At 36.7% G+C, this 25,089-nt stretch carries 20 protein-coding genes; 4 read left to right on the top strand and 16 right to left on the bottom strand.

The features are described 5' to 3' along the window. The first annotated feature begins 86 nt into the window (after nucleotides 1-86). The gene (locus D1839_RS17010; protein ID WP_120381028.1) at nucleotides 87-965 is read left to right on the top strand and encodes a LysR family transcriptional regulator; all 879 of its coding nucleotides are present in this window, start codon (nucleotides 87-89) and stop codon (nucleotides 963-965) included. A 254-nt stretch (nucleotides 966-1,219) separates the two neighbouring features. Here D1839_RS17010 and D1839_RS17005 read toward each other — a convergent pair whose 3' ends face one another. Further along, entirely contained in the window at nucleotides 1,220-2,569 is a 1,350-nt protein-coding gene (locus D1839_RS17005; RefSeq protein ID WP_158589694.1) for an MFS transporter, read from the bottom strand. A 257-nt stretch (nucleotides 2,570-2,826) separates the two neighbouring features. After that, nucleotides 2,827-3,423: a lysophospholipid acyltransferase family protein gene (locus D1839_RS17000; protein WP_120381026.1), complete on the bottom strand. Its 597-nt coding sequence runs from the start codon at nucleotides 3,421-3,423 to the stop codon at nucleotides 2,827-2,829. 586 nt (nucleotides 3,424-4,009) lie between these two features. Between D1839_RS17000 and D1839_RS16995 the strand changes: the two genes are divergently transcribed. Next, on the top strand, nucleotides 4,010-4,636 hold the full coding sequence (locus tag D1839_RS16995; protein WP_120381025.1) for a metal-dependent hydrolase: 627 nt from the start codon (nucleotides 4,010-4,012) through the stop codon (nucleotides 4,634-4,636). 183 nt (nucleotides 4,637-4,819) lie between these two features. Here D1839_RS16995 and tkt read toward each other — a convergent pair whose 3' ends face one another. From tkt to D1839_RS16970, 5 genes are all read right to left on the bottom strand, one after another. Then, nucleotides 4,820-6,820 carry a transketolase gene (tkt, locus tag D1839_RS16990; protein WP_120381024.1) on the bottom strand — a complete coding sequence of 667 codons (2,001 nt, stop codon included), beginning with the start codon at nucleotides 6,818-6,820 and terminating at the stop codon, nucleotides 4,820-4,822. A gap of 35 nt (nucleotides 6,821-6,855) precedes the next feature. After that, nucleotides 6,856-8,214, bottom strand: coding sequence for a PTS ascorbate transporter subunit IIC (locus tag D1839_RS16985; protein ID WP_120381023.1), 1,359 nt, complete (start codon nucleotides 8,212-8,214; stop codon nucleotides 6,856-6,858). A gap of 28 nt (nucleotides 8,215-8,242) precedes the next feature. After that, entirely contained in the window at nucleotides 8,243-8,524 is a 282-nt protein-coding gene (locus D1839_RS16980) for a PTS sugar transporter subunit IIB (RefSeq protein ID WP_120381022.1), read from the bottom strand. A 15-nt stretch (nucleotides 8,525-8,539) separates the two neighbouring features. Continuing rightward, entirely contained in the window at nucleotides 8,540-10,567 is a 2,028-nt protein-coding gene (locus D1839_RS16975; protein ID WP_120381021.1) for a BglG family transcription antiterminator, read from the bottom strand. A 622-nt stretch (nucleotides 10,568-11,189) separates the two neighbouring features. Next, the gene (locus tag D1839_RS16970; protein ID WP_120381020.1) at nucleotides 11,190-11,738 is read right to left on the bottom strand and encodes an NADPH-dependent FMN reductase; all 549 of its coding nucleotides are present in this window, start codon (nucleotides 11,736-11,738) and stop codon (nucleotides 11,190-11,192) included. Nucleotides 11,739-12,409: 671 nt separating this feature from the next. Between D1839_RS16970 and D1839_RS16965 the strand changes: the two genes are divergently transcribed. Beyond that, on the top strand, nucleotides 12,410-13,033 hold the full coding sequence (locus D1839_RS16965) for a helix-turn-helix transcriptional regulator (RefSeq protein WP_120381019.1): 624 nt from the start codon (nucleotides 12,410-12,412) through the stop codon (nucleotides 13,031-13,033). A gap of 382 nt (nucleotides 13,034-13,415) precedes the next feature. On the opposite strand, the gene D1839_RS16960 is transcribed toward D1839_RS16965, so the two are convergent. Genes D1839_RS16960 through D1839_RS16950 form a run of 3 tightly spaced genes read right to left on the bottom strand, consistent with a single transcriptional unit; the run spans nucleotide 13,416 to nucleotide 17,430 of the window. Then, nucleotides 13,416-15,263, bottom strand: coding sequence for an LTA synthase family protein (locus D1839_RS16960; RefSeq protein WP_120381018.1), 1,848 nt, complete (start codon nucleotides 15,261-15,263; stop codon nucleotides 13,416-13,418). After that, nucleotides 15,251-16,870, bottom strand: a complete 1,620-nt coding sequence (locus D1839_RS16955; RefSeq protein WP_120381017.1) for an aminotransferase class V-fold PLP-dependent enzyme — start codon at nucleotides 16,868-16,870, stop codon at nucleotides 15,251-15,253. The genes D1839_RS16960 and D1839_RS16955 overlap by 13 nt, the downstream gene beginning before the upstream one ends. A 2-nt stretch (nucleotides 16,871-16,872) precedes the next feature. After that, nucleotides 16,873-17,430: a glycerol-3-phosphate acyltransferase gene (locus D1839_RS16950; protein WP_199690337.1), complete on the bottom strand. Its 558-nt coding sequence runs from the start codon at nucleotides 17,428-17,430 to the stop codon at nucleotides 16,873-16,875. 379 nt (nucleotides 17,431-17,809) lie between these two features. Between D1839_RS16950 and D1839_RS16945 the strand changes: the two genes are divergently transcribed. After that, nucleotides 17,810-18,652: an aldo/keto reductase gene (locus D1839_RS16945; RefSeq protein WP_120381016.1), complete on the top strand. Its 843-nt coding sequence runs from the start codon at nucleotides 17,810-17,812 to the stop codon at nucleotides 18,650-18,652. 585 nt (nucleotides 18,653-19,237) lie between these two features. On the opposite strand, the gene D1839_RS16940 is transcribed toward D1839_RS16945, so the two are convergent. The 6 genes from D1839_RS16940 to D1839_RS16915 all read right to left on the bottom strand — a co-directional run bounded on the left by D1839_RS16940 (nucleotide 19,238) and on the right by D1839_RS16915 (nucleotide 24,883). Beyond that, on the bottom strand, nucleotides 19,238-19,930 hold the full coding sequence (locus D1839_RS16940) for an OmpA family protein (protein ID WP_120381015.1): 693 nt from the start codon (nucleotides 19,928-19,930) through the stop codon (nucleotides 19,238-19,240). Beyond that, a complete protein-coding gene (locus D1839_RS16935; RefSeq protein ID WP_120381014.1) occupies nucleotides 19,920-21,749 on the bottom strand; it encodes a MotA/TolQ/ExbB proton channel family protein in 1,830 nt (609 codons plus the stop codon). The genes D1839_RS16940 and D1839_RS16935 overlap by 11 nt, the downstream gene beginning before the upstream one ends. 135 nt (nucleotides 21,750-21,884) lie before the next feature. Next, nucleotides 21,885-22,697 carry a YihY/virulence factor BrkB family protein gene (locus tag D1839_RS16930; RefSeq protein WP_120381013.1) on the bottom strand — a complete coding sequence of 271 codons (813 nt, stop codon included), beginning with the start codon at nucleotides 22,695-22,697 and terminating at the stop codon, nucleotides 21,885-21,887. A 654-nt stretch (nucleotides 22,698-23,351) separates the two neighbouring features. Continuing rightward, nucleotides 23,352-23,525 carry a hypothetical protein gene (locus D1839_RS16925; RefSeq protein ID WP_158589693.1) on the bottom strand — a complete coding sequence of 58 codons (174 nt, stop codon included), beginning with the start codon at nucleotides 23,523-23,525 and terminating at the stop codon, nucleotides 23,352-23,354. Nucleotides 23,526-23,654: 129 nt separating this feature from the next. Next, entirely contained in the window at nucleotides 23,655-24,431 is a 777-nt protein-coding gene (locus tag D1839_RS16920) for a M56 family metallopeptidase (RefSeq protein WP_158589692.1), read from the bottom strand. A gap of 26 nt (nucleotides 24,432-24,457) precedes the next feature. Then, nucleotides 24,458-24,883 (bottom strand): hypothetical protein, encoded by a 426-nt coding sequence (locus tag D1839_RS16915; protein WP_147358291.1) that lies wholly within the window; start codon nucleotides 24,881-24,883, stop codon nucleotides 24,458-24,460. Nucleotides 24,884-25,089: the final 206 nt, after the last annotated feature.

The following is a 25,089-nucleotide window of genomic DNA, read 5'->3' as shown; positions in this document are numbered from 1 at the left end:
ACAAAGGCTAGAATCTTTTTGAAAAACAGCTTCCGTTGAGATTACATTCTATTTGGAATTTAATGTGTACAAAAGGGGGGAAACAATTGGATTTAAGACAGTTACGGTATTTTCAGGCTATTGCAAGAGAAGGGCAAATTACTCGTGCTGCAAAAAAACTGCATATGGCTCAACCACCGTTAAGCCAAAGTCTTAAAGCATTAGAAACAGAGTTGGGTGTAAGATTGATGGAGCGTAATGGAAGGAAAATGGAGTTAACGGATGCAGGTGTCACTTTATATCAAAAAATAAATCACTTATTTGATTATATGGAAGAAACGATGACGGAAGTAAAAGACATTGGCGGTGGGATAAAAGGGACTCTTTCCATCGGCTGTGTAAAAACATGCTTTCCACAAATACCCAAAAAGCTCAAGTACTATCACAATAAATATCCACACATTCAATTTCAGCTAAGAGAAGGAGATTCTTATTCACTTGCAGAACAATTGCTCCAACGAACGATTGATGTTGCCGTTATTCGATTACCGCTTGAGATGAAAACGTTCGCCTCCCTCTCCCTTCCAACTGAAAACTATGTAGCAGTAATTCCAGAAAATTGGTCCACTGTTTCAGAGACCATCACGATCAATGAGTTAAGTGAATTTCCATTACTTTTACTACATCGTATTAGCGGGCGAGGGCAATATGAATTAATCGTGGAACAATTTGAAAAACACCATCTTTATCCAAACATTGTTTGTGAATGCCCTGATGTAGACATGATATTACAGTTGGTTAGTGAAGAAATGGGAGCTTCCATCATTCCAGAATCCACACTTCAAGGGCACCATTTGCACGGACTAAAACCATTGACCATTAAAGACCACACGTTTACTTCTCACTCGGCAATTATTTGGCTTAAGGACCGTTATCTGCCCAAAAGTGCTAGACAATTTATTGAGTTGTTTGTAACAAAAAAATGATCCTTCGATCAGTCGAAGTTTTTTCCATCTAAACTAATTTGAAACGGAGCAAGCAAAAATCCTAAATTCCCTGGTAAAAGAAAAACACCATCTCTGTATCAAGCCTCCTGCGCTTGACATCATACAGATTAATAAATTGGAAAATTATTTACCATTATTCCTCATTGCGATTTCCTAGTACCGTGTGTAACTCTTGATGGAAAAGTTGCAGACGTCGTGTATCCGGGATAAATTTAACGAATCATGGTTTCATACTATCTATTACTGTTCGTTAATTTTCCCGGAAGCTTTAACGCCATAGCAAATACGAACACGGAAAAAATCAAACAAATAATGGCAACCAAATGCAAATTTTCATAACCTACCTGTTGGTTAAACATGATTCCTAATAAACTGGAAGATAAGATGGCACCCATATATCTGCTCGTTTGAAATAATCCCGAAGCTTGTCCTGTATCCTCTGGTCTTACATTTTCATATAATGCCGTCTGCATGGAAATATTGTTAAATCCGTTACTAGCACCTAAAACACTCATTATTACGAGCAACCAGCCTAACGAAGAAGTTTCATGGTACGTTAATAATAATCCTGTACCGATTACCAGTAAGCCTATCCCTATCACTGCTGGTAATTTCGACCCTAATTTATCGATCATACGCCCTGCCAATGGTGCAATAATAACGCCAAAACCGGCAAATGCTAGCATAATAATCCCTGTCTGTGTTTCGCTATAAATAAGGGCCTGTTGAAGAAAGATTGGGAAACCGAAAAAATAACAATAATAAATGAGATTAATACTCATAAATTGCCCATAAACCATGGTTACCTTCGTATTCTTCTTTAAACTGGTCACATCCATAAATGGTGCTCGGTGCTGTTGTTCGAATTTACAAAAAATTCCCGCGGTTATCAGGAAGGCAAAGAGTGCCCACCAGCGAATATTTCCCTCCTCAAACGAAAGCAAAAACAAAATAAGGCTCGTTATGGATACAATAAATAAACCAATTCCAATAAGATCTATCTGCTTTAAAGCAAGGTTTTCTTTCGTTTTCGGTAAAATAAATATAGCTAAAAGAAACGACAGCACGATAAACGGAAAATTAATGAAAAAAATGGCTTGCCAATCCCAAAAATCAATGAAGAAACCACCAATGGATGGCCCAAAGGCTGCCGATGTAGATGCGAATATAGACAAAATTGCAAGTGCCCGTCCTTGTCCTTTTGTAATATGCGTCCGAATCATACTCATACCACTAGGAAATAAAGTGGAACTGCCAATTGCCTGCAATGCTCGACAAGCTAACAAAAAAAGAAAATTCGGAGAAAAAGCCGCTAGCAATGAAGCCAATGCTACAAGCATTAATCCAGTCATAAATAACCGTTTTGGACCAAACATATCACTTAGTTTTCCCATCACTGGCTGACCTGCTGCACTTGCTAAATAAAAAATAGAAATTAGCCATGAAGCATGTACAAATGATAACGTAAAATCCTCCTGAAGACGTGTAACTGCAACCGCGATCATGGATGAGTTTAGTGGGTTCAATAATGTCCCTAACCCAATTGTAATAATAAACAACCAGCGTTTCTTTTTTAATTCCACCATGTAATCACCAATCAATATGTATTTACAGTATAAATGAAAATAAATTTTTCAAGCATCAGCTTGTTCCATTACTTCGTTCAAACGTTGTTAGAAAATTGTATCGTATTGTAGATGGAAAAGAAAACATTAAGCCGCGGCTTTTTTAATCACCACGGCACATTTGTTAAGCCAATCCAATAGTTAATAGTCGTTTCTACTATTAAAGTTTCAATAACATGCCACATGTCGCACGTCTTCTCCCCCATTTCACACACTTATTCGAAAGCTTGCAGTTGTTTTTGTAAATCATGTAAAGACAGTTCCAATTGTTCCATCATCATTTCCATGCCTTGCTTTAAAGGCAGTTCTTCAGGTAGATAGATTGGTTCTCCAAAAATGATTCGCGGTTTTACTCGTTTAAAAAGGTCTTTCAAGTTATTTGGACCTTGATAAGCAACTGGTACGATGGGAACTTTAGCATATCCCGCCATCGTAACTGCTCCCCTTTTTAGTGGGACTTCCTCACTTGTTCTTGTGCCACTAGGAAATACGCCAACAACTTCCCCTGCCTTCAATAGCTTCCTTGGTGTTTTTATCGCACTTGGTCCAGGATTTTTTCTATCTACAGGAAACGCATGCAATTGTTCCATAAACCACTTTAAAAATCGCGACTGAAACAGCTCTTTTTTAGCCATATAATGGATTTTAACAGGTAGCATACTAACTCCGAGCCACAAGATATCTACCCAACCTGTATGTGTACAGGCAAGTACAAAACCACCCGATACATTCGTATTTTCTTTTTGATACACCTTTATTCTTCCAAATATGCTGAGAATTATTTTTAAAGCATTGGCACAAAAATAGTACATGTCCATAATCTCCTTCTATGTTGCATTTATATGACTTCATTTTAACATATAGTTTTAGTATCTGGTACTAATTAGGGATTATTTTCTCCCTAGCTAAATGTGCTGCGATCTCCCACTTAGATTTATTGCAGTACAAGATTATCCAGCTCCTCATATGGGAATCTTGCAGCAACTTATACGCAGGATAAAAAAGAAAAGCTGTAGATGCAGCTATTTTAGGTACGTTTTTCATCAAAGACAAATTGGTATCTGCATGAATTGAATGGTTATTCAGCCTGACAATCCTTTTATAATTGTTCGGCTTTTGCTATATCATGTTTTCTTAAGTGCCAGCCACGTTTTCACTAAACAGAACATACATTTTGGTGTACAATGGATAAGGAGTTTAAAGGTCTGCTTGCTACTACATTTTCCAAGCATTATTTCTTACTTCTAAGAAAAAATATTATAGGGCGATTTCGTGAAGTCGCATCGTTGCTGGGCGATGGATGCAGACGTGGCGATGCGGTTATTTCACTATCCCTAAAGCACATCATGTGATAGTTTCTTATACTATTAAAAAAGCGCTAGAAAGGAGGATACTTACATGAATGGTACAACGCATGCAGCAATTGGTACGGTAACCGGCTTTATAATCGCAAACAACTTACAAAGTCCTCCTGCTGAAACGGCTTTACTCGTTAGCATAGGGACAATTTCAGCATTAATACCAGACCTTGATATTGATGGAAAATTACGCGGCAAAATTACATTATCGCATAAACTATTTCGGACGATTACACAAGTTATCGGGCTTTTACTTGTCATCTATAGTTTTTATGAAGGAGAAGGGATGAAACAATGGATAGGAGCTGGCAGTGGATTTGCGTTGCTTTCTATTTCCATTCGCCTTAAACAAAAGCATATGCTCACCATTACAGGCGTAGGTGTCATCATTGGCGGATTAGCATTAGAGGAACAATGGCTGCTGTTATTAGGGATTTATATTATGATGGCTTCATTTGTAGCTCATAGAAGTTATACACATTCAATTTTAGGTGTTATATTTTTTGGATTTATTGCTTTTTATTTACATCAGTCGCTGCGGATAGAAGGGGTGTACTATACATGCCTGATTGGATATATTACCCATTTGGTTGCAGATAGTAAGATTTTACCATTTAATAAACGTGGTGTTAAATTGTTTTTACCATTTTGGCATAAAGAATTTTAAAGTTTTTCAGTCTATATCAACACCATAGAAAATCCGACACAGATATGATTACTGTGCGTCACTACTTAAGGATGTGATAACAAGCATTCTTTAACATAAAACGAGTTTTGTAAACTGCTCCAAAATTAACACGGGATACTTCGAAAATACCGACCATCCAAGTATCCCGTGTTTACTACTGTTCTATAAAAGACCTTTAAAGTTTTTCACTACATTTTCTACCGTAAACCCAAACTGCTCGATAACCTGTTCTCCTGGACCAGAAACACCAAATGAATCAATACTCATTACTGCACCTTTACACCCCGTGTACTCCTTCCAGCCGACCTTAGACCCCATTTCAATCGATAGCCGAGCTTGCAAACTACTTGGTAAGACACTTTCTTTATACTCCTCTGTTTGCTTATCAAATAAATCCCATGAAGGCATACTGACAACATTGACAAAGATACCTTCAGCAGAAAGTGCATCTTGCGCTTTTAATGCCAAATGAACTTCAGAACCGGCAGCGATTAGAATACCTTGTGGTGCCTCTTTCGCTTCTGAAATAACATAGGCTCCTTTGGCAACACCAATTTGTCCATTTTCTTCTGTTGCCTTTAATGTTGGTACATTTTGACGGCCAAGCACAAGAATAGTTGGACGATCCTTTTGCGCTACAGCAATTTTCCACGCTTCTTTCGCTTCATTTGCATCAGCTGGTCGGATCACAGTAATATTTGGCATTGCTCGAAAAGAAGCTAAATGCTCAACAGGTTGATGGGTTGGACCATCTTGTCCCACTGCTACACTATCATGTGTAAACACATATGTCACTGGAAGCTCCATTAATGCAGATAGGCGAATAGCTGGACGCAAGTAATCAGAAAAAACAAAGAATGTACTTACAAAAGGTTTGAGATAGTGACGCGCCATTCCATTAGCAATGGCTCCCATAGCGAATTCTCGAACACCGAAGGAAATGTTTCTCCCAGCATAATCTCGTGCTGTTAAATCAGCAAATGCTTGGAGCCTTGTTTTCGTTGAAGCATTTAAATCTGCAGACCCCCCGACTAACTCTGGAAAATGGTTTGCTAAAGCTTGTTGTACTTCACTTGCGGAAACACGGGTAGCAATTGTATCTCCATCCTTATAATCAGGTAATTCTTCATCCCAATTTTCTGGTAACTCTCCGTTCATAATCCGCTTTAATTCACCAGCTAGTTCAGGGTAAGCTTGCTCGTATTGTGTAAACAATTCATTCCACTGCTGCTCTTTTTCTTTCCCATTTTCTTGAATACTACGAAAATCTTCATATACTTCTTCTGGTACATAGAAGTCTTCCTCATAGTTCCATTTATAAAATGCTTTTGCCCGTTTAATTTCTTCTATACCGATAGGATCGCTATGCGCATCGCTTTTCCCTTCAATAGTAGGGGCGCCGTAACCAATTTTTGTCTTAATTTCTATAATGGTCGGGCGATCTTCCTCCGCTTTTGCTTCCAATATTGCTTGTTTAATTCCTTCTACATCATTACCATCTTCCACATACAAGTATTGCCAATGACAAGATTCAAATCGCTGCTTGATATCTTCTGAAAATGATAATGCCAGTTCTCCATCCAAGCTAATATCATTGGAATCATAGAGAACAATTAGGCGTCCTAATTTTAAATGCCCTGCTAAAGAAGCAGCTTCATAAGAAATTCCTTCCATCAAATCACCATCACCACATATGGTATACGTATAATGGTCAACAATCGGATAGCCTTCACGATTATAAGTCGCAGCTAAATGCCTTTCGGCTAGCGCTAAGCCCACGCAAGCAGGTATACCTTGCCCAAGTGGACCTGTAGTTACTTCTACCCCAGGTGTAACTCCAAATTCTGGATGACCCGCTGTCTTACTACCTAATTGTCTAAAGTTTTTTAATTCCTCCAACGGTAGCTCATATCCAGATAGATGTAATAAACAATAATGCAACATAGAGCCATGTCCTGCAGATAAGACAAATCGATCACGATTGAACCAGTCTGGATTTTGAGGGTTCATGTTCATTACATGTTTCCATAGACTGTATGCCATTGGTGCAGCTCCCATTGGCATACCTGGATGCCCATGCTGTGCCTTTTCTACACTATCAATGGTAAGTGTGCGAATCGTGTTAATAGATAAATGAGCTACGTTTTTCTCTGATTGTGTCATGGATGATTCCTCCAGTTAGTTTATATATTTCTTTACTATACATTTTCTGTTGATTCTTTTTTCTTGCCAAAAGGAATGAGCATTAATCCTAAAATTACCATTAAGCTAATTACAATTGCGATTGGTCCTCCATAGTTTGCGAGTGTTCCAAAGAAGATTCCAGAAACGCCAAAGTCTGCATCAGAGAAGGTTGTATTAGCAAACCCTAATTCTCCAAGAACTGGCAATAAAAATACTGGTAGAAACGAAATAATTATGCCATTGACAAACGATCCAGCGACAGCGCCTTTAATTCCACCAGTTGTATTTCCTAAAACGCCTGCTGCTGCTCCAGTAAAGAAGTGAGGGACTACTCCAGGAAGGATAATCGTTGTCCCTGCCACAAACATAACCGCCATACTGAATATTCCGCCAATAAAGCTACTGAAAAAACCAATTAATACGGCATTTGGTGCATATGTGTAAATAATTGGAACATCAAGCGCCGGTTTAGCATTTGGTACAATCTTCGTAGAAATCCCTTTAAACGCGGGAATAATTTCTGCTAATACGAGACGAACTCCAGATAAGATTATAAATACACCAGCAGCAAAGCTACCACCTTTCATTAAAGAAAATACAAGATAGTTTGTTCCATCACTTAATTCTGCTTCGATAAAGGTAGAACCAGCGAAAAACGCAACAATAACGTACATGACAATCATTGTTAATGCGATACTTACAGTACTGTCACGTAAAAATCCAAGACCTTTCGGAAAATTAATATTTTCCGTTGATTGCTCTTTACTTTTCTTGAATAATTTTCCAGTTAAACCACTAATAGCATAACCAACAGCACTAAAATGTCCTAAAGCAACATTATCATTGCCAGTTAGCTGTCTCATAAATGGTTGTAAAATAGCAGGAGATAGTGTCATAACAATTCCTAATGCAACTGCTCCTGCAACAATTAATGGTATCGTATCAAATCCTGCTACTGCCATAATTACAGCAAACATACATGCTAGGTAAAGTGTATGATGGCCTGTTAAAAAAATATACTTATACCTAGTAAACCGAGCAATTAATACGTTTACAATCATTCCAAAAAACATAATTAATGCAGTATTTGTTCCATATTCATTTAAAGCCAATGCAACGATGGCTTCATTGTTCGGTACCACTCCTGATACATGAAATGCTTCTTGGAACATCGCACCGAATGGAGACAGACCTTGCTCTAAAATCCCAGCTCCTGAAGCGATGACAATAAAACCAACAAATGTTTTGATAGCACCTTTCATGATCTCAGATAAATTCTTTTTCTGGGCTAATAAACCGATTAGTGCAATGGCAGCAACTAATATAGCTGGCTGGCTTAAAATATCGACTAATACACTTAAGAATCCATTCATGGGAGTCATCCTTTCTTTAAGTGAAGTTTTAAATTAGATTTTTTTCTTTCGCTACTTTGGTGACTTTGTCCCTCAATTCATCCATATCAATAATGTTGTTGAGCACTACGACTTCGCCTAAGTGAGCACCTCCTTCAGCAATATCTTTTGCTAAAAAGTAGACATCTGCATCTCCAGGAGCGGCTGAGCTTAAATCAGAGTGAGACACCTCTACCCCTGTGATACCTAATTCCTGCAATATTTGTTGAATATTCATTTCTACCATAAAGCTTGTTCCTAAACCTGACCCACAAACTGCTAGAAATTTCATTATTTCCATCTCCTTTTATTTGATGATCTGTATAACTTCCTGAGGTGTTTGAGCAGACTTTAAAGCTTGTAGCGTTGAACTATCAGAAAGCAACTTGGTTAAATGCGCTAACGCTTTTAGATGTGCCTCATTATCAATGGCTGCTAGACAAATAAAAACATCAATTTTATGTTCCTCTTTATCCAACAACTTCACTGGTGTTTTTGTTCTTAAAAAAGACATCCCTAAATTTACAACACCTTCTTCAGGTCGTGCATGCGGTATAGCAATACCATTACCGATATGAATATAAGTTCCTACTTCTTCAATCTTTTTATTCATAGCTTCAATATATTCTGGTTTAATTTTATGTGCTTTTAGCAAGGGTTCAGCTGCTTTAGCCACAGCGGCCCTCCAATCTAAAGGTTCTTCTGTAAATTGGATCATATCTTGTGTTAGTAGTTCTGAGAGCATTGGTTTATAACCTCCTATATCTGTATGACTTAGGTGAATAACATCCACAAGTTCTGAAAACAGGTTTTTTTCGTCTTTGATTTCCGTGTATTTGGAGATCACTTCCATAATTTGATCCATTGAAAAATCGCAGTTATTCAAATTCGGAAATTGTTTCATTACGGATTCGATTAAATAATTTTTTTCTATCTTTGAGAGCAACGGTTTCACAGCAAAAACTGGCTTTGATGACTCAACCTCTACTGTTGAGAATATTAAGTCATAGCTCGATAAAGGGATCGAGCATACTTGCTCAACTGTGTGCACCCTGGAAAAATGTATACTTGGAAACATCTCTTTTAATTGGGCGCGTAGCATGATTGATGAACTAATACCATTTGAACAAACAATTAATGCATGAATTTCAGTTGTGTTTTTATGTCTATTTCTTTCAAGATATCCGCCAAAATGAAGCGTAAAAAAACCAATTTCTTCATCACTAATTTCCTTTTTGGTCCATGTCGATAGAGGGGCTAGCGACTGCTTTACAAATTGGAATAAATCTACATACTTTTGTTTGATTTCTGATGTTAAAGGATTCACAAGCGGGATTTCGAACATGATTCTAAAAAATGCCGGTACTAAATGATTATATAAACTTTGTTGTAGATAGGTTTTATTCTTTATCGGAAGTAGTGTGTTCTTTTCAAACGCCTCTATAATTTGCGTGGTTAAGTTTGCTAAAAAAGGATTTTCCTCCAATTCTGCTTCCCGCATTGCAATTAATAATTGGAGCGTTACATAATAGTCTTCTTCAGATGCAGCATCTGGAAAAAGTTGTTCTGCTAATCGTTGCGTTTCCTCAAAGATACGTTGTGAACACAGCAATTTCTTCTCATCTTCTAAAAATAAAGGTATGCATTTTTTATTTCGAATTCGGATTAATGTGAGGTGGAAAATGACTTCTGTTTTCCTATCTTTTACAAGATGAATGTTGTAACTTTGTAAAAATTCATTTACAGTTATATGCGTATCCACATAGTAGTTTTCCTGTTTCCATGATTTTAATACAAGTACAATCATTTCTTTACCTAGTGACTTTGTGAGCAAGTAGTTCAAGCAAAAGCTTGCTAATCTTCTTTTTGCCATTTCCGTACCAGTGAGATGGTATCCATCTTTTCTTGTATATTGAAAAATGACACCTCTATCTTTACAGAGATCCTTCACTTTTTTTACATCCGTTAATGCTGTATTCTTACTCACTTGCAACATTTGCTGATAATGGTAGTTGGAAACAGGCTCCCTGCGGATAAACGTATATAAATAAATTAAATATATCCGTTCCTCTTCGGATAAAACGATGTGCTGTATCGAAATATCCAAAGGGGCACCAGCCTGAAGCAGACTTTTCACTTTCTCATCCACAATAAAACGCTGATCGAGTAGTTTGATTGGCTGCATTTTCATACTTTTTAGTGTGTCGTTCACTTTTTCCAGATCGTAGTAAAATTGTCGTTCCGATAAATCCAATTTTCGCGTGACCTGAGAAATAGTAATCTGATCATGTGTAATGATTTCTTCAAATAGTTTAAAAGATCGTTGATCAAACAACTTCGCCCCTCCTTTAATAAAATTGTAATCCGCTTACAACATTGGTTCAATAGCCTTTGAGCCCAAACTATGTAAGCTGTTTCACTTGTCTATTGTGCTCTTTTTAGCAAAAGTTATGAAATACCCTTTAAATTACTCCCTTTATCAGTGAACTTTCTTGCTTACCAATTTGGTAGCAACGCGTAAAATGGTCGATAAAGTCCACTTATACTTTTTAGATTTCACTGTTATGCTTGAAGGGACATTCTTACAGCACCTTTTTACCCTAGCTACAACGGACACACCATTTATGATAGGTGGATTCCAATCATTCTCCTACTATCAAGTGAATCAACCATTGGGCAGGTCCCTTCATCCCCCAATGGTTGTTAGTATCATAAGGATATGACCTTAAGGCTTCTGAACGAGTCGAGGATTTAGATGCAGTTATCTTCTGCTTATTCCGTACACACTTTCCAACTCTTGCAGTGGGAGACTTAGAACTAGAAATAACATTGCTTCCAAACAAAAAAGCATTTCCTTTTATACGTTGGAAACATATAAAACAGAAATGCTTTTAACAGTATCGATGGACTAAAAAATGAATGGTTTATTTTGCTACACAGATGTATGTAAAACCAAACTAGTTAATGCTTTTGCTTTGTTCACGCTGTTTGATTTCAATCATTTCTTTAGCTAGTTTACCTATTCTTTCTTTTACATCTTGATCAATAATTTCATTATCATCATTAAAACAATCGTTGTTAATAAAAACACTACAAGTAGGGATAATTCCTTTTAAATAAGCAAGAATAGGCTTTAATTGATATTCCGATACGAGAAAATGTTTATCAGATCCTGCAGTAGTAACAATTCCCGTAACTTTTGATTTAAAAGCATCTACTGGAAAATGGTCTAGCAAATTTTTTAATGCCCCCGAAATAGATGCCTGATAAATAGGCGAGCCAAAAACAATCATATCAGCAGCTAATACAGTATTTACTACCTTCCACGTATCCTTATTATAGTAAGCTAAAGGAGCTCCTTTAACAAACTCTACATCATATTCTTTTAAGTCCATTAACTCTGTCTCAATTTGTTTATCAACTCGTCTGGCTGCAAGTAAAACGTCATGTACTGCTTGCGACGTTTTTTCACCAACTAATGAACCAGCTACTCCGACAAGTTTCACAGCTGTCCCCTCCTGCGTTTTAGAAATAAGATATGTCAATAAACGAAATGAAGTTTAACCACATGGCATTTTAACACAGAAATCATTCTATGTATGCATTGCATTTATTATACTTATTGGTATAATAAGTATGCAAAAAGAATAGCTTACGTTACATATAATAGCAAATGATTTGCTTGCATTATAATAATTGTATTAGTTTCAAAATTTAAAATAATGCTCCTATTCCTCCTTTGCAAACGATGAATCTTTTATATAATCATTGAATAAAGTCGAACTTCTTGTTAGGGTGAGTTTTCCCTATTAATCAAAGTAGAACAAAAGCTAATTTCAGGTGTTATTGCTCCTCCCATGATCGACAATAAACGTTCCAAACGATTCAAACACGTAGGTACCGTTTCCTTCTGTTTGTGCCCTTTTACCTCAACTCAGACTTAGATAGAAATGTCTTATGGAACCTTACATTCAGGGTAAAGTGAATTTCAATCAGTAGAGGTTTTCATTCATCCCCCACTAATTGTTAGTACCGTAATGGTATGATCTAAAGGCTGCTTACGTAAGAGGGGTTTTACGTGCTGTTATCTCCCACTTAGACTTATTGCCGTAGAGATTTGTCCAACTCCTGAAATCGGAGTATTACAGTACCTTATATACGAAATAAAGGTGATTCTATGAAGCGAAAAACAACGAAAGACAAAATTTTATATCTTTTAAAGAAAGAAGGCAAGCTAACAGTTGGAGACTTTATACAACATCTGCAAATTACAGATATGGCTATACGAAAGCATTTATCTACCATGGAAAAAGAAGGGCTTATTTCCTCTGTGGAAATGAAGCAGCCAATTGGCAGACCAATCCAACAATACATTTTATCCGTAAAAGGTGAGCGGTTATTTCCGAAAAATTATGAGACACTAAGCATCGAATTTCTAAACGATATTCAGACGATTTACGGCGACAAGGCAATCCAACAATTATTTGATAAGCGTAAACAGCGCTTAAGCAAAGAATATGCCGTTCACCTGCAACATAAATCGCCAGAAGAAAAAATGCGTGAACTTAAGAGGCTGCAAAACGAGAAAGGGTACATGGCGGAATATAAACAAACTGGTGCTAAAACTTACGAACTTGTGGAGCATAATTGCCCGTTACTAGCGATTGCTCAATCATTCAAAATAGCTTGTCATTGTGAGACTGCTACGTTTCAAAGCGTGTTGGAGACAGAGCAAATTAAAAGGATTAGCTGTAAAACAGAAGGAAATGATCACTGTCGTTTTTCCATTATCTTTTCGTGACAAGCCTCCCCTTTCCTAAACCGTCTACCGCGGCGCTACCTAGTGCGAAATGCGCACCGTTAATGACTTAAGTGATATTGCACTTCTTTATGGCTACAAGTCACCTTGTTGAGCTAACCATATTGGTATGGTTTGTCTTTTTTTATGCTATATCGAAGTACTCCTTTTCATTTAAAAAGAGGGGTCACTCTTCCCCTCCCACTACTATTTTCTATAAAAAGGAAACCTTCCATCAGTCGACCCATGGTATGCCCTAAAGGCCACCGCTTACGAAAAGGTTATTTTAGGTGCTGTCACCTCCCACTTCGCCTTGTTCCGCTCGCATCTTCCATTCTTGAAGTGGAAATTTTACAGCACCTTATACGGGATAAATATCATTGTGTTATTTTCCAATAAACCGAAATAAATCCCCAAGAATTATTTGATCAGAAGCATGCAGCTCCTTTCGCGCAGCTTCTAAATACGTTGTGCATTTATTTGCGCTAACGGGTTTTTTCGCTTGTTTATTAAAACAACGACCATTTAGATAAGCATAATCATTCGTCACGATACTCCCATCTCGAAAAACGACAGGAGCCTCATTATCTCTTGTAAATAAATTCCGGCTAAAATTCATCTGTTCCTTATCTGGTATACCCATTAATTCTAAAACAGTAGCATGGATATCAACAGTTCCCCCTACTGTTTCAATCGTTTTCCCTTTTTGATGCGGCACATGTATGATTACTGGCACCTTTTGTAACTCCAGATGGTTTAAAGCTGTCTCTTTCTGACCTAATAACTCATGCACACCAGCTTCGTATTTTTGGGAAATGCCATAATGATCGCCATAAATAACAAATATCGTATCTTCATACATTCCTTTTTCTTTTACCAATTCGAAAAATCGTTGTATCGCTTGATCTTCATAGCGGACGGTTGTAATATATCGGTTCACAACCTCTACAGAAGTATCAGCTGGTCGAATCATTTGGTCCTCTTCCTCCAATAAAAATGGAAAATGGTTGGTCAATGTCAGAAAATTAGCTAAATAAGGCTCGGACAGCTCTGATAAATGGTTCATGGATTGTTCAAAAAAAGGAATATCTTTAATCCCGTAATTGACGGAGTTTTTTTCTGTCACGTCATAGTCTTTTTTCGAGAAAAACGTACCAAAGCCCAATGATTGATACATTTCATCCCTATTCCAAAAGGAAGCGTCATTTCCGTGAAAAGCGGCAGCTGTATAACCATCACTTTCACGTAAAATATGCGGTAAAGATTGAAATTGGTTAGTTGGTCTACGCACAAATACAGAGCCGCTCGGGAGAGGATATAATCCGGTATTAATCATAAATTCCGCGTCTGATGTTTTTCCTTGGGCTGCTTGATCATAAATATTATTAAAATAAAAACTATCACGAATTAACTCATTTAAAAAAGGCGTCACTTCTTCCCCGTTTACTTTTTGATTAATAACGAAATTTTGGGTAGACTCCAAACTAATGAAAACAATATTTTTCCCTTCAGCTATTCCAAATTCTTGAAAAGATTCTTCTTTTCCATTCCCTTCCATATACGATTGAACTTCTTGTACATCTGTTTCATCTGCAAATGCTTTCGTTATCGGTGCTTTCACGCCAGTTGCCAGATTGATCAGTTGATAATTATATAAGCCAAGGGATTGTACGAGCTCGTCCCGATCGTATCCTGTTTGCAGTAGATGTGGGTTTTGAATAAGTGCAATCGCAAATGTAAACAAAGTGAACGCCAAACCAGTAAACAAGTATTTTTTCTTATTTGGAATTAACGGTTGTTGCTTCTCTCTTTTCAACTTAAATACGACATAACCAATTATTACAACATCTAAAAATAACAGAATATCAAATGGTGAAAACAACTCTACTGTACTTGGACCTAATCCCCCTACATTATTCAATTGCAAAAAAACTGACACCGTAACAAAATCAATATAAAATCGATAATAAAGCACATTTGCGTATAACAAGCCCAACATCAATAAATAGATTATCAATAAAGTAACTGGAGATAGTTGCTTTCTCCAAAGGAAACCAATACCAAACAATAGCATAATAATTCCAATTGGATTAACAAAAACGATGAAAACATCGAGCCAAGAATACAGTGATAATTGAAAACTAGTAAAAGAAATGATGACTGTTTTCAACCATAAAAGGATAATGAACGTAACTAGTAAATTTCTTTCTAAGAACAGACTTAACTTCCGCATCGACTGATCTCCTTCGCCTTTGAAAACTGTTGATACATCTCAACAATGATCTTTATGCCCTTTAGAACATGAGGCACATGCTGCTGACCCATAATAGCCACTTGAAACCAGTTTTGACTTAGTAAATAGCCACTTTCATAGCTTACATGGACACCCTTTTGTTTTAAAGCATCACCGAATTTCCTTGAGTCAATCATCTGATGTAAACAAATCGTTATAATACCTGGTGAATAATTTTCCCCTGTTAATACTTCCATACCTGCTTTTTGAAATTCTTGACAAATGTCCCGGAACAATTCAGTTCTTTCTGGCTGTATCTGTTGTAATGCAGCTTGTAAGGCGAACAGTCCATTAGAAGAATGCGTATATGGTATACTGCTATTTATTTGATACTTCCCAAGATCTAGATAACTAGGAATCGACTCGTTTGGCAACAGCTTTTCCTGATGAAACACTATTGCCAATCCAGGGTAAGATCCGAGACCTTTTCCACTAACCGTACTAGCCAAATAAACGGATGTTAAATCAATTGCCATAACACCAACTGTACTACATGCGTCCACGCATAAACGCACTTCATACTTGTTACAAAGCTGTGTTAATTTTTCCAACGGATAAACGTACCCCGTGGACGTCTCACAGTGTACCGTCCACAACCAACCAATTTCACGATGTTTCTCCAATGTTTGTTCAATTTCAGCTAAAGATATGGGCTTACTCCAAGGCTTTGTAATCGTGTAGTAAGATAGATTAAATCGTGAAGCATGATTGATTAACCGCTCGCCAAACTCGCCATTTGCTAACACTAATCCTTTGCCTGAAATAGTTGTTAATTGAGCTGCAACCATATCATTAGCAAGCGTCCCTGTACCTACGGCGATCTCGGCATACTTGGCTTTCGTTAATCTACTTAGCTGCCCTTGTACATTTTTCATTACGTTATGTACTTCTTCAGCACGATGGGAAACTGCTTTATCCCCCCATGCTTTTTTTACCTCATTCGATACTTCAACAGGACCTGGTAAAAAGTTATAATGATGTTGTTGCTTTTCCTTTCGAAGCATGCGTTCAAATAATTTAGAAGCACGCGCAAAGCTTTCCTTCGTTAAATACATGGGCTGATAAGGTGCTTTTTCTGTTCCCACTAGCGGCCCGAAAGCCTGAAATCCTAAATGTTTATATAGTTTTGTTTGTCTTAGCGTTCCGGAAATAACCGCCATATTAAACCCTTTTTCTAAACAATAATCTACTAACCTTTCACAAAGCCCATAGAAAATACGGCCACCACGATATGGTTGTTTAATAGCCAGTAATCGTATTTCACAAGGAACAGCCCACTTTGGTAAGAAATCATCTAAGTTATTCAGTTTTTGATCCAGTGAAAAAGGTCGCTGGTCATTAACAGAAATCATTCCGATTACTTCATCGTTTCGCTTTGCAATGATATATGTATTTTTTTCGTTAAACCGATCTACCAATCTATGCTCATGATTTGTTTCGTGTTGAGGTATTTCTTCGACAAACGTCTCATAGTTTAATCGATAGATTTGTTCCAGTTCTTCTGCCAAATCAGCTATTTTATATTCAACAGATAATGATTCTTTCATAATTAGTCCCCATTTCTATGCATAATTGCAACAATAGTCAACATAATAAAAAACGTTGTTGCTAATTCCATATTTCTATCAAGTAATAATAAGCCTACAGGTATTGTGCAAAATCCAAGCATCGCAACAAGTCTGAGATTTTTGTAGATTTGATATCCAATTAAAATGGTAACACCGCAAACAAGCAAAGGGATCGGGGCTAGTACGAGTGCTGCAGCTAAGTAGACAACGACTCCTTTCCCTCCCCGAAATCCTAGTTGAACAGGCCACAAATGTCCAAACAAGAGCGCAATTGCCATACATGCTATTAAAGTAGCGTCCATTTCCAAAATATTTGTAGCTATCATTAAGGGGATAATCACTTTTATAGCATCTATTACTACTGTAAAAATAAATGCGGAACGACTAAAAACTCTCCCAGCATTTCTGGCACCCGCGTTTGTACTGCCTAATTCTCTAATGTCTTTTCTATAGTATAGCTTTCCTATATAGTAAGCGCCATTCAAACAACCAAATATATACGCAATTGCAATCGAAATTATTCCCTGCAGTGTTATCACTCCACATCCAACATATATAAATATACTCTTTTCATTTTAACATTATAATCCAAAAAAATTTAGTTTCCCAAATTTATTTTTTTATAAAGTTGGAACATTGATTTATATAGGGTTTACGTGGATTTGATTATATACCACTTTTGTAAAACACTCCATCTGCTTCATTGATAATAAACTCCGTTTTTTGACAGAATATAAAACGAAGCATGGTTGGAAAGATCAGCCCTTTCATTTAAAATGCTGACTTTATACATGCTTATATTGAAACAGTCATGAATCTCTAAACCATGCAAATGTTCCTATTTCCTATTATATTTTAGTTGGATTATGTTCTGTTTTTATGTACTCTTAAATTAGAATTAAAAAGGAGGAATATCCAATGAGTCAGACTATTCCACAAATCACGCTTTATGATGGAATCAAGTTGCCGGCAATTGGTTTTGGTACGTATAAATTAAACGGGAGTGATGGTGCAAATGCGATAACAAGTGCTATTAATCTCGGATACAGACTAATTGATACAGCTTACAACTATGAAAATGAAGGCACTGTTGGCGAAGCTATTCGTCGCAGCTCCACCCCTAGAGATAATCTTCTTATTACCTCTAAGTTACCAGGTCGTTACCAAGAATATCAAAAAGCGCTAACAGCTATTCAAGAATCCTTATATCGTGCAAGCCTTGACTATTTCGATCTTTATCTGATTCATTGGCCTAATCCTAAACGGGATATGTATATAGAAGCTTGGCAGGCATTAATAGATGCAAAAAAATGGGGGCTTATTCGTTCGATCGGTGTATGTAATTTCTTACCAGAACACATGCATCGATTGAAAGAAGAAACGGGCGTTAAACCAAGTATCAATCAAATTGAATTACATCCATTTTTCAATCAGGAAAAACAACGCAAGTGGCACGAGGAAAACAATATACAAACGCAATCTTGGAGCCCATTAGGGCGCGCAAGCAGCGTACTGGAACAAGAAACGATTCAACAGATTGCTGCTAAACATCAGAGAACGGTTTCCCATATCATTTTACGTTGGCATTTTCAGCTAGGCTCCATTGCCATTCCAAAGTCATCATCCTACCAACATCAACTGGAAAATATTTCAATTTTTGATTTTTCATTAACTGATGAGGAGATGCAAGCGATTAAAGCATTGTCACACACTACAGGTAGATTAAAAGATCAAGACCCAGCAACATATGAAGAATTTTGATGAAGATAAAAACACAAATACCGATAGTGTTAAACGTTTCATACTATATGAAATAAAGCAAGCTTTTTCTATTTGAAAGAGTAGCATCATCGCTAGAAACACATTTTATGTCTGCGTTACGACGTAGCTTTCTCGTTCTTGAAAAAGAGGAGCTTTTTTAAGAACGAGTTTAAGTATCGCATATTTCTGTTCCCTCCTCCTGCTCCAATTGTCAACATGACAATCAACTGAATCAGGATGAAGGTGCCTGAAGAACTTGCATAACTTACAATAAATAGTGCGTTACGATATCTTGGATCCGAGAAAAGGCTAGATGCCGGGACAATAGAATTTTCACCAAATTAAAATTCAATTATTTAGAAGTGAAGGAGCCTGCAAATAACCCGCTTTGGGAACTTGTTTTTCCTTCCGTGGGGTGGCTGTAGAGACCCATAGTGCTAGCCTTTCTCTTGCCTTCCGTATTTTTTTGAAAGCTATAAGAATGCCTAAAGTCCTAACCGTTTTGCTTGCTAAGATTTTATTAACTAAAAATATTGTTACTGGCTTTTGATATTTTAAAGGGAGACATCGATTTTACCTGCAAACCTAACTTCCTAGGATTTCTCTCGTTTTATCCAGTATTTCTTCATCCTTCAAGCGAAATTTGAATTCCACTCGACGGGAAGCTTCCGCGCTATAATTTCCGTTTTCGTCTGTTCGTGTATCAGAAAAGGATTTACTATTAACAGTTAGCTTATCCGCTAAATGCTTTTGAATGTTTTTATACGGGAAATCATTACTTAAGATATATGAAGCAACACTATAAGCCCTATTTTGAGCTAGCTGTAAATTATACAAATACGAGCCATCTCGATCCGTATGCCCTTCAATAATGATTTCAGCAATATATTTTTCGTATCCATCTTGTAGTAAAATATCCAAATATTTGGGTACGAATTCATCTAAAAAGGTATACGAGTCAGACTTTAACTCATGCTTATCATAGGCAAACAAAATTTCCGTACTCAAAATGATCGCACCTGTTTTTTCGTCTACCTCAACTCCTAAATCAGAGCCGCTAAATTCTTCTTTTAAATCTTGAACTAATTTGGCTCGAACCCCCATAATTTGATCTAGTGTTTTTTTCATTTCCTCTATTTGTAATGACTTGATAATCATCATAGCAACGAAAATTAAAATAAAACAAAGCAAAATCGTTGTGAGTAGATCCGTAAACGATGGCCAAAAATGTCCTTCATCATGGTTCTGCCTGAATAATCGCTGATACTTAGTATTCATTTTGATTCAACCTTATAGCATTGTTTTGGGCATAGTTACGTTGAGTAAATGCAGCTAATTGCTGATTTAGCATCTGGATTTCCCTCTGTAAATCTTGAAAGCTTTGTTGCATAACCCTTGCTTGATTTTGTTGCGCTGAATCCGCCATTCTGCGTAATTCATTCCATTCAGAACGCAATTGCTGATTTGTTTCGCGCATGGAAGCTTGTAATGCCTGCCCAATCTGCTCCAGACGTTTCCCTAAAGAATCTTCTAAGTTATGTACATAATTTGCTAACGTATCCTTTAATATATGCACACTGTTATCCCACTGGTTCTCTCGTTGGTGAAAGGCTTGTGTCATTTCGGAGATAGTTCGATTGATCTCTTGAAACAATTGGCCATTTTTCATAGCCATTTGATCAAAAGAACTCGCCGCTTCCTGCATATGCTTTTCAAATGTCATCGTATTCGTAGCCTGTGATTGAATGTGCTGGCTAAATGTACGATTAAATTCTTTTAATTCTTGAAAGCGGTCAGACAGTAAATGTTTATACTCCGCCTGCGTTTGATGAATGACTTCAAGAGCGTTCGGCAGCTGTGTTAAAGAATCTCCCATTTTATCAAATTCTCGGGATAACTCATTTAGTTGCTGGATAATACCCGTTAACTTCGTTGACAGATCCGTCCCAAAAATCGATTTAAATTCTTTATTCTGCATATCCATCTGGTCAACAAGCTGCTTCGTTTTTTTACATACAGTTGAAAACGCATGTTGCATCGAAGCTTGCTCGTCCAGTAAAGAAGAAGTAAACTGTTTCATATCTTCCACAGATGCTTCAAAACTTTGGATGCCATCGATTTGCGAAGCAGTTGTTTCTGTTATCCTCTCATACGTCTGTTCAAATGCTTTCATCTGCCGTTCACTATAGCTGTCCATTCGTTTAAAATACGTAAATAAGGCTGAGAAATTTTCATTTAGGTTTTTCGTACCATTATCAAAACGATCTGTTACCTCGTGCATATCAGCAAATAAGAGTCGGAACGAGTGCAGATTATCCGAAAGCCCGTCATTAAAAGCAGCTAAATTTTCAGCTGATTGTTCCAGGCTTGATATGTAATTTTGAAAACCTGCAAAAGCAGCTTCTATCGTTTTAAAGGATTGTTGGTTTGTCTGTTGCAAATGCTGAATGGATTCATTGATCGTTTCGGAACTTGCAATTAATCGCTGGATGCCATTATCCTTTGCTCCTTCTAATCGTGTCTCTGTCATTAGCATAATATCTGTGAGCATAAATTCGGTATTAAGCACTTTAAGCAAAATCGTCATTACTAAAGAAAACCCCATTCCGACAATACTCGTATAAAACGCGACATCAATCCCCGCTAATACACTTGCTATCCCTGAAACAATATCATTTCCCTCTAAATTAATACTGCTTAAAGAAGTGGTTAAGCCGATAAATGTCCCGAGCACTCCAATTAAAATGAATACAGACACCGTCATTTGCACCATTTTAATTAGACTGACAACAGGAACATGAAACATACGCCAATTGGAAAACTGTTCTTGCACGTACGTCTCTACCTTGACCGTTTCTTGTTGTTGCTTCGTTGTGTATTGTTCTTTTAATCCTGTTAGTGGATCGATATCCATACGACCAGCCGATTTAAGATAGTTACGAACTCTTTTCAATTTATTGTAAATAACAAGATGAATCATTACAGCAACTGCAAACATTGCAAACAATATTAAAAAAATAAATTCGATCACGGAATGACTTAAAATCGCCTCTACCCTTTGTTCTGTCATAAATAATTCCAGAATAAATTCCACCATAGACTCTCCTCCTACTGCTCATTCCACTCTTTATACTTAATAGATATTCAAAGCAAGTACTATTCATGAATGTGGAAAAAGGAATCTATAGTTAAATTATTTTTCATGCCATAAAACGCTAGCTTTACAACCATCTCATTTATTGGGTTCGCTAGGAAAAATAATCGTGTTAACTAATCCACCGATAATGATGATCATTGCTGACATGTAGAACCAGACCATTAATACAACAATGCCTCCTAACTGACCGTAAAAAACAGAATAATCGTTTTTACTGACAAAGGAAGCAAATTGTATCGAAATGATTTGCCATCCAATCGTAGCAACTAACGCCCCTGGAAGGACGTGTTTCCCCTTGACATTTTTATTCGGCGTGAAATAATACAGAATAATGAAAAAAGTGATAATTAAAAAGCTTCCTACTCCCCATTGTACAAAATCCCATAGCCGCTGAAAACTTTCGTTCGAAAAAATATCCGCTATATAAGTTCGTAGCATTCTCTCCAAAACAGGAATAACTACAGAAAATAAAAAGATAACCATAAAACCAATGGTAAGCAATAGTCCTTGTATGACCTGTTTCACCAAACTTTCCTTTGCAGGTACGTTATACGCGATGTTAAGAATTCGCTTCATCGATTGGAACCCCATAGAAGCAAGCCATACGGAAATAAGTAGACTAAAGGAGAGAAACTGTTGACCTTGTTTTGTAAGCAAATGGTCCAACGTGCTTCTAATTAGCAGATATGATGCCTCCGGTGCGTATGGTTCAATTAGTCTTAAAATATAATCTTCACTCAATGGCAAAAACGGTAGTAGCGAGTAGATCACAAAGAGAAACGGAAAAACAGATAGGAGGAAATAATATGCCATTTGTGCTGAAAGATCATACACTTTATACTTCAAAAAGCGATGTCCAAGTTCACTAAAGAAAGTAAAGATAGACATAATTCAACTCCTTCCATAGTTGGTCTATCTTATTTCTTTCCGTTTACTATTTTTTTATCCGAAATGTCACTTTACTAAAAGCCAAATATCAACTAGGAAATAAAGCTAGGAGGATGTAGGATGTATGAAACTGCCTGTAACTACCCAATTTCAAGTTATACTCTTACATTAACGACTTCTCAGTAATTTAATTGCTACTGGACCACACCATTATTAAAAGCGTTTTATATAACAATGTTCTAAATCAAAAAAATAGAAACGAGATATGCATTCCTTAAAAAACCACTTAAAACATCAAAATCGCAAGACTATTGGCAATTGGTTTTTATACGAATATTCACTATTAAACAAAATTGTTTGAGAATGGACAGAGAAACAATCCGATTTTCCAACCATCCTGTTTCTCTTTTATAAATATTTAAAAGAAATACTAAAAGGAAATCCAACTAATAAATAAACTACTGTTTGGATTGTTTTAATCTTTCAATTTTCAGGAGAATAACCTCCTAAACTAAGAATCAGCACAAAAAAACAACCCTATTGAGGTGAATTTGGGACAACATCCTACTATAATGATATTAATTGCATTTTCAACTATTAAAAGCAGGTGATTTTTTCTAGGAGTGGTTTAAAAAGTCCCTTCCTCTTGAATTCTCAAATGGAATAATATAAAAAATTCACCATTACAATCAAGATAACTGAACTGACATACAGCGCCCAAATATCCCGTTTTGATTTATGAGTTTGGCCTATAATTCTCAACTCCTTCCATAAATGATACGTTGAAAACAAACAAATAATCGCTGATACAACACTCATTTCATTCATATAAACCCCTCATTTTGCAAGGATTAATATATAGATTCATTCTTATAATGATTTTAGGAATGTTTTAAGAGAGGCACTAATATCCTACTATATTCACCGGTTGACATTGGAACAGTACCTTTCCCCATTCTATTTGCTGCGCAAAAAATCAGGGAGTGATTCTTTAAACCTGGCAGCTATCCATGATTTCCAAGTTCTGCTCCAATCTTGTTCTTTATGTAGCTGTTGTATTCGCCAGTATAATGGAGGGTGTGGCAAAAATTGAAACTCTAAAAAACGTAATATCCAGTTACCTCTATCTACGGTTGATCTACTCCTAAGTAATGGCTCGTCAACGCTATATTGTAAAGTCTTCTCTGTTGCTTTATCTTGAGAAACCGCCAATTCTTCTAATCCTGATGCCATCTGCGATCTCCCTCCTTCTAATAAAGTTGCTCCTAAGAAATCAGCTCTTATTTCTGCCCACTGAGCAATAATAGATAAACAAATTAGATTAGTTATCATGAGCAATTGGAGCAATATAATTATGAAGAAGATATGGTCTGTTAATAATCGCAGTTTATCAAAAAAGAAATATACCAAAATAACCAAAACGATTAAGATAGCCATTCTGCCAATTTGATTGATCATAACATCCTGTTTTTTAACATGTATCGTCTCATGGGCTAGAATGGCCTGCACTGCTGATTCGGATAATTTCGCTGTTTCGCTTGTCAACATGACCGTCCCTTTTCCAATATGCATACCAGTTGCTAAACCATTGTATTCTGGAGAATCAATGATATACAATCTGGTATCCGCTATTCCAGCTTTATAAAAAATTTCCTGGGCAATATCATAGATCTTTCCTGTCGTTACTTTTTCTGCGTCGGAAGCATTAATAAGCATTCGGTCGGCAATATACATATTAAATAGCCACCACAGAAAAACAACTAGGATGATGACATACCAAGGTGCATAAACCAAATTAACATAATCAATAACCCAGTATATGCGGCAACTCCTTTTACCGCGATTGCGTAATAACCCTTCCATAGTAATCGTTTGATATTACTTAGATGCCAAACGGGGAGAATAACCTTTTCTTTTTCTATTTGCTCCTGTTTTACAAAGCTTTTCCAGTACAAATACCAATATTCAGGATGTTTTGGAGTAACATAAATATTTTCACCTGGAAAAGACAAACGCACTACTGTCGAAAATGCAGTCGTATAATCTTTTTGCTCAGCTAGGAACATAAAGCTCGGATGCAGTCTTAATATATCGGGTTTGGTTCCCTTTTGAATTGTTAGTATGTCCTCGATTGGCAGTTCCCTTGCCTCAAACAGAGAAATAATAATGAGTTTCTCTTGCATCATATAAAGCTTTGCGCAAAAATAATCAGCTAATCGATTTATAAATGGTGGAACCATAAAAAGCAAATAAAAACCAAGGAAATACTTCAATGTTATGACGCAATCTGGAGCAATTAAAAAGACAATCACTGAAGGGAGTATAAACTATTTTGTGTAAATGGGAATTGCACACAATAAAATATACAGGCTTTACGTGGAGAAGCGGGCGT

This window comes from Roseburia sp. 1XD42-34 (genome assembly GCF_009917385.1).
GTDB lineage: Bacteria > Bacillota > Bacilli > Bacillales > Amphibacillaceae > Virgibacillus.
This window is presented reverse-complemented; position numbering and strand designations above follow the sequence as displayed.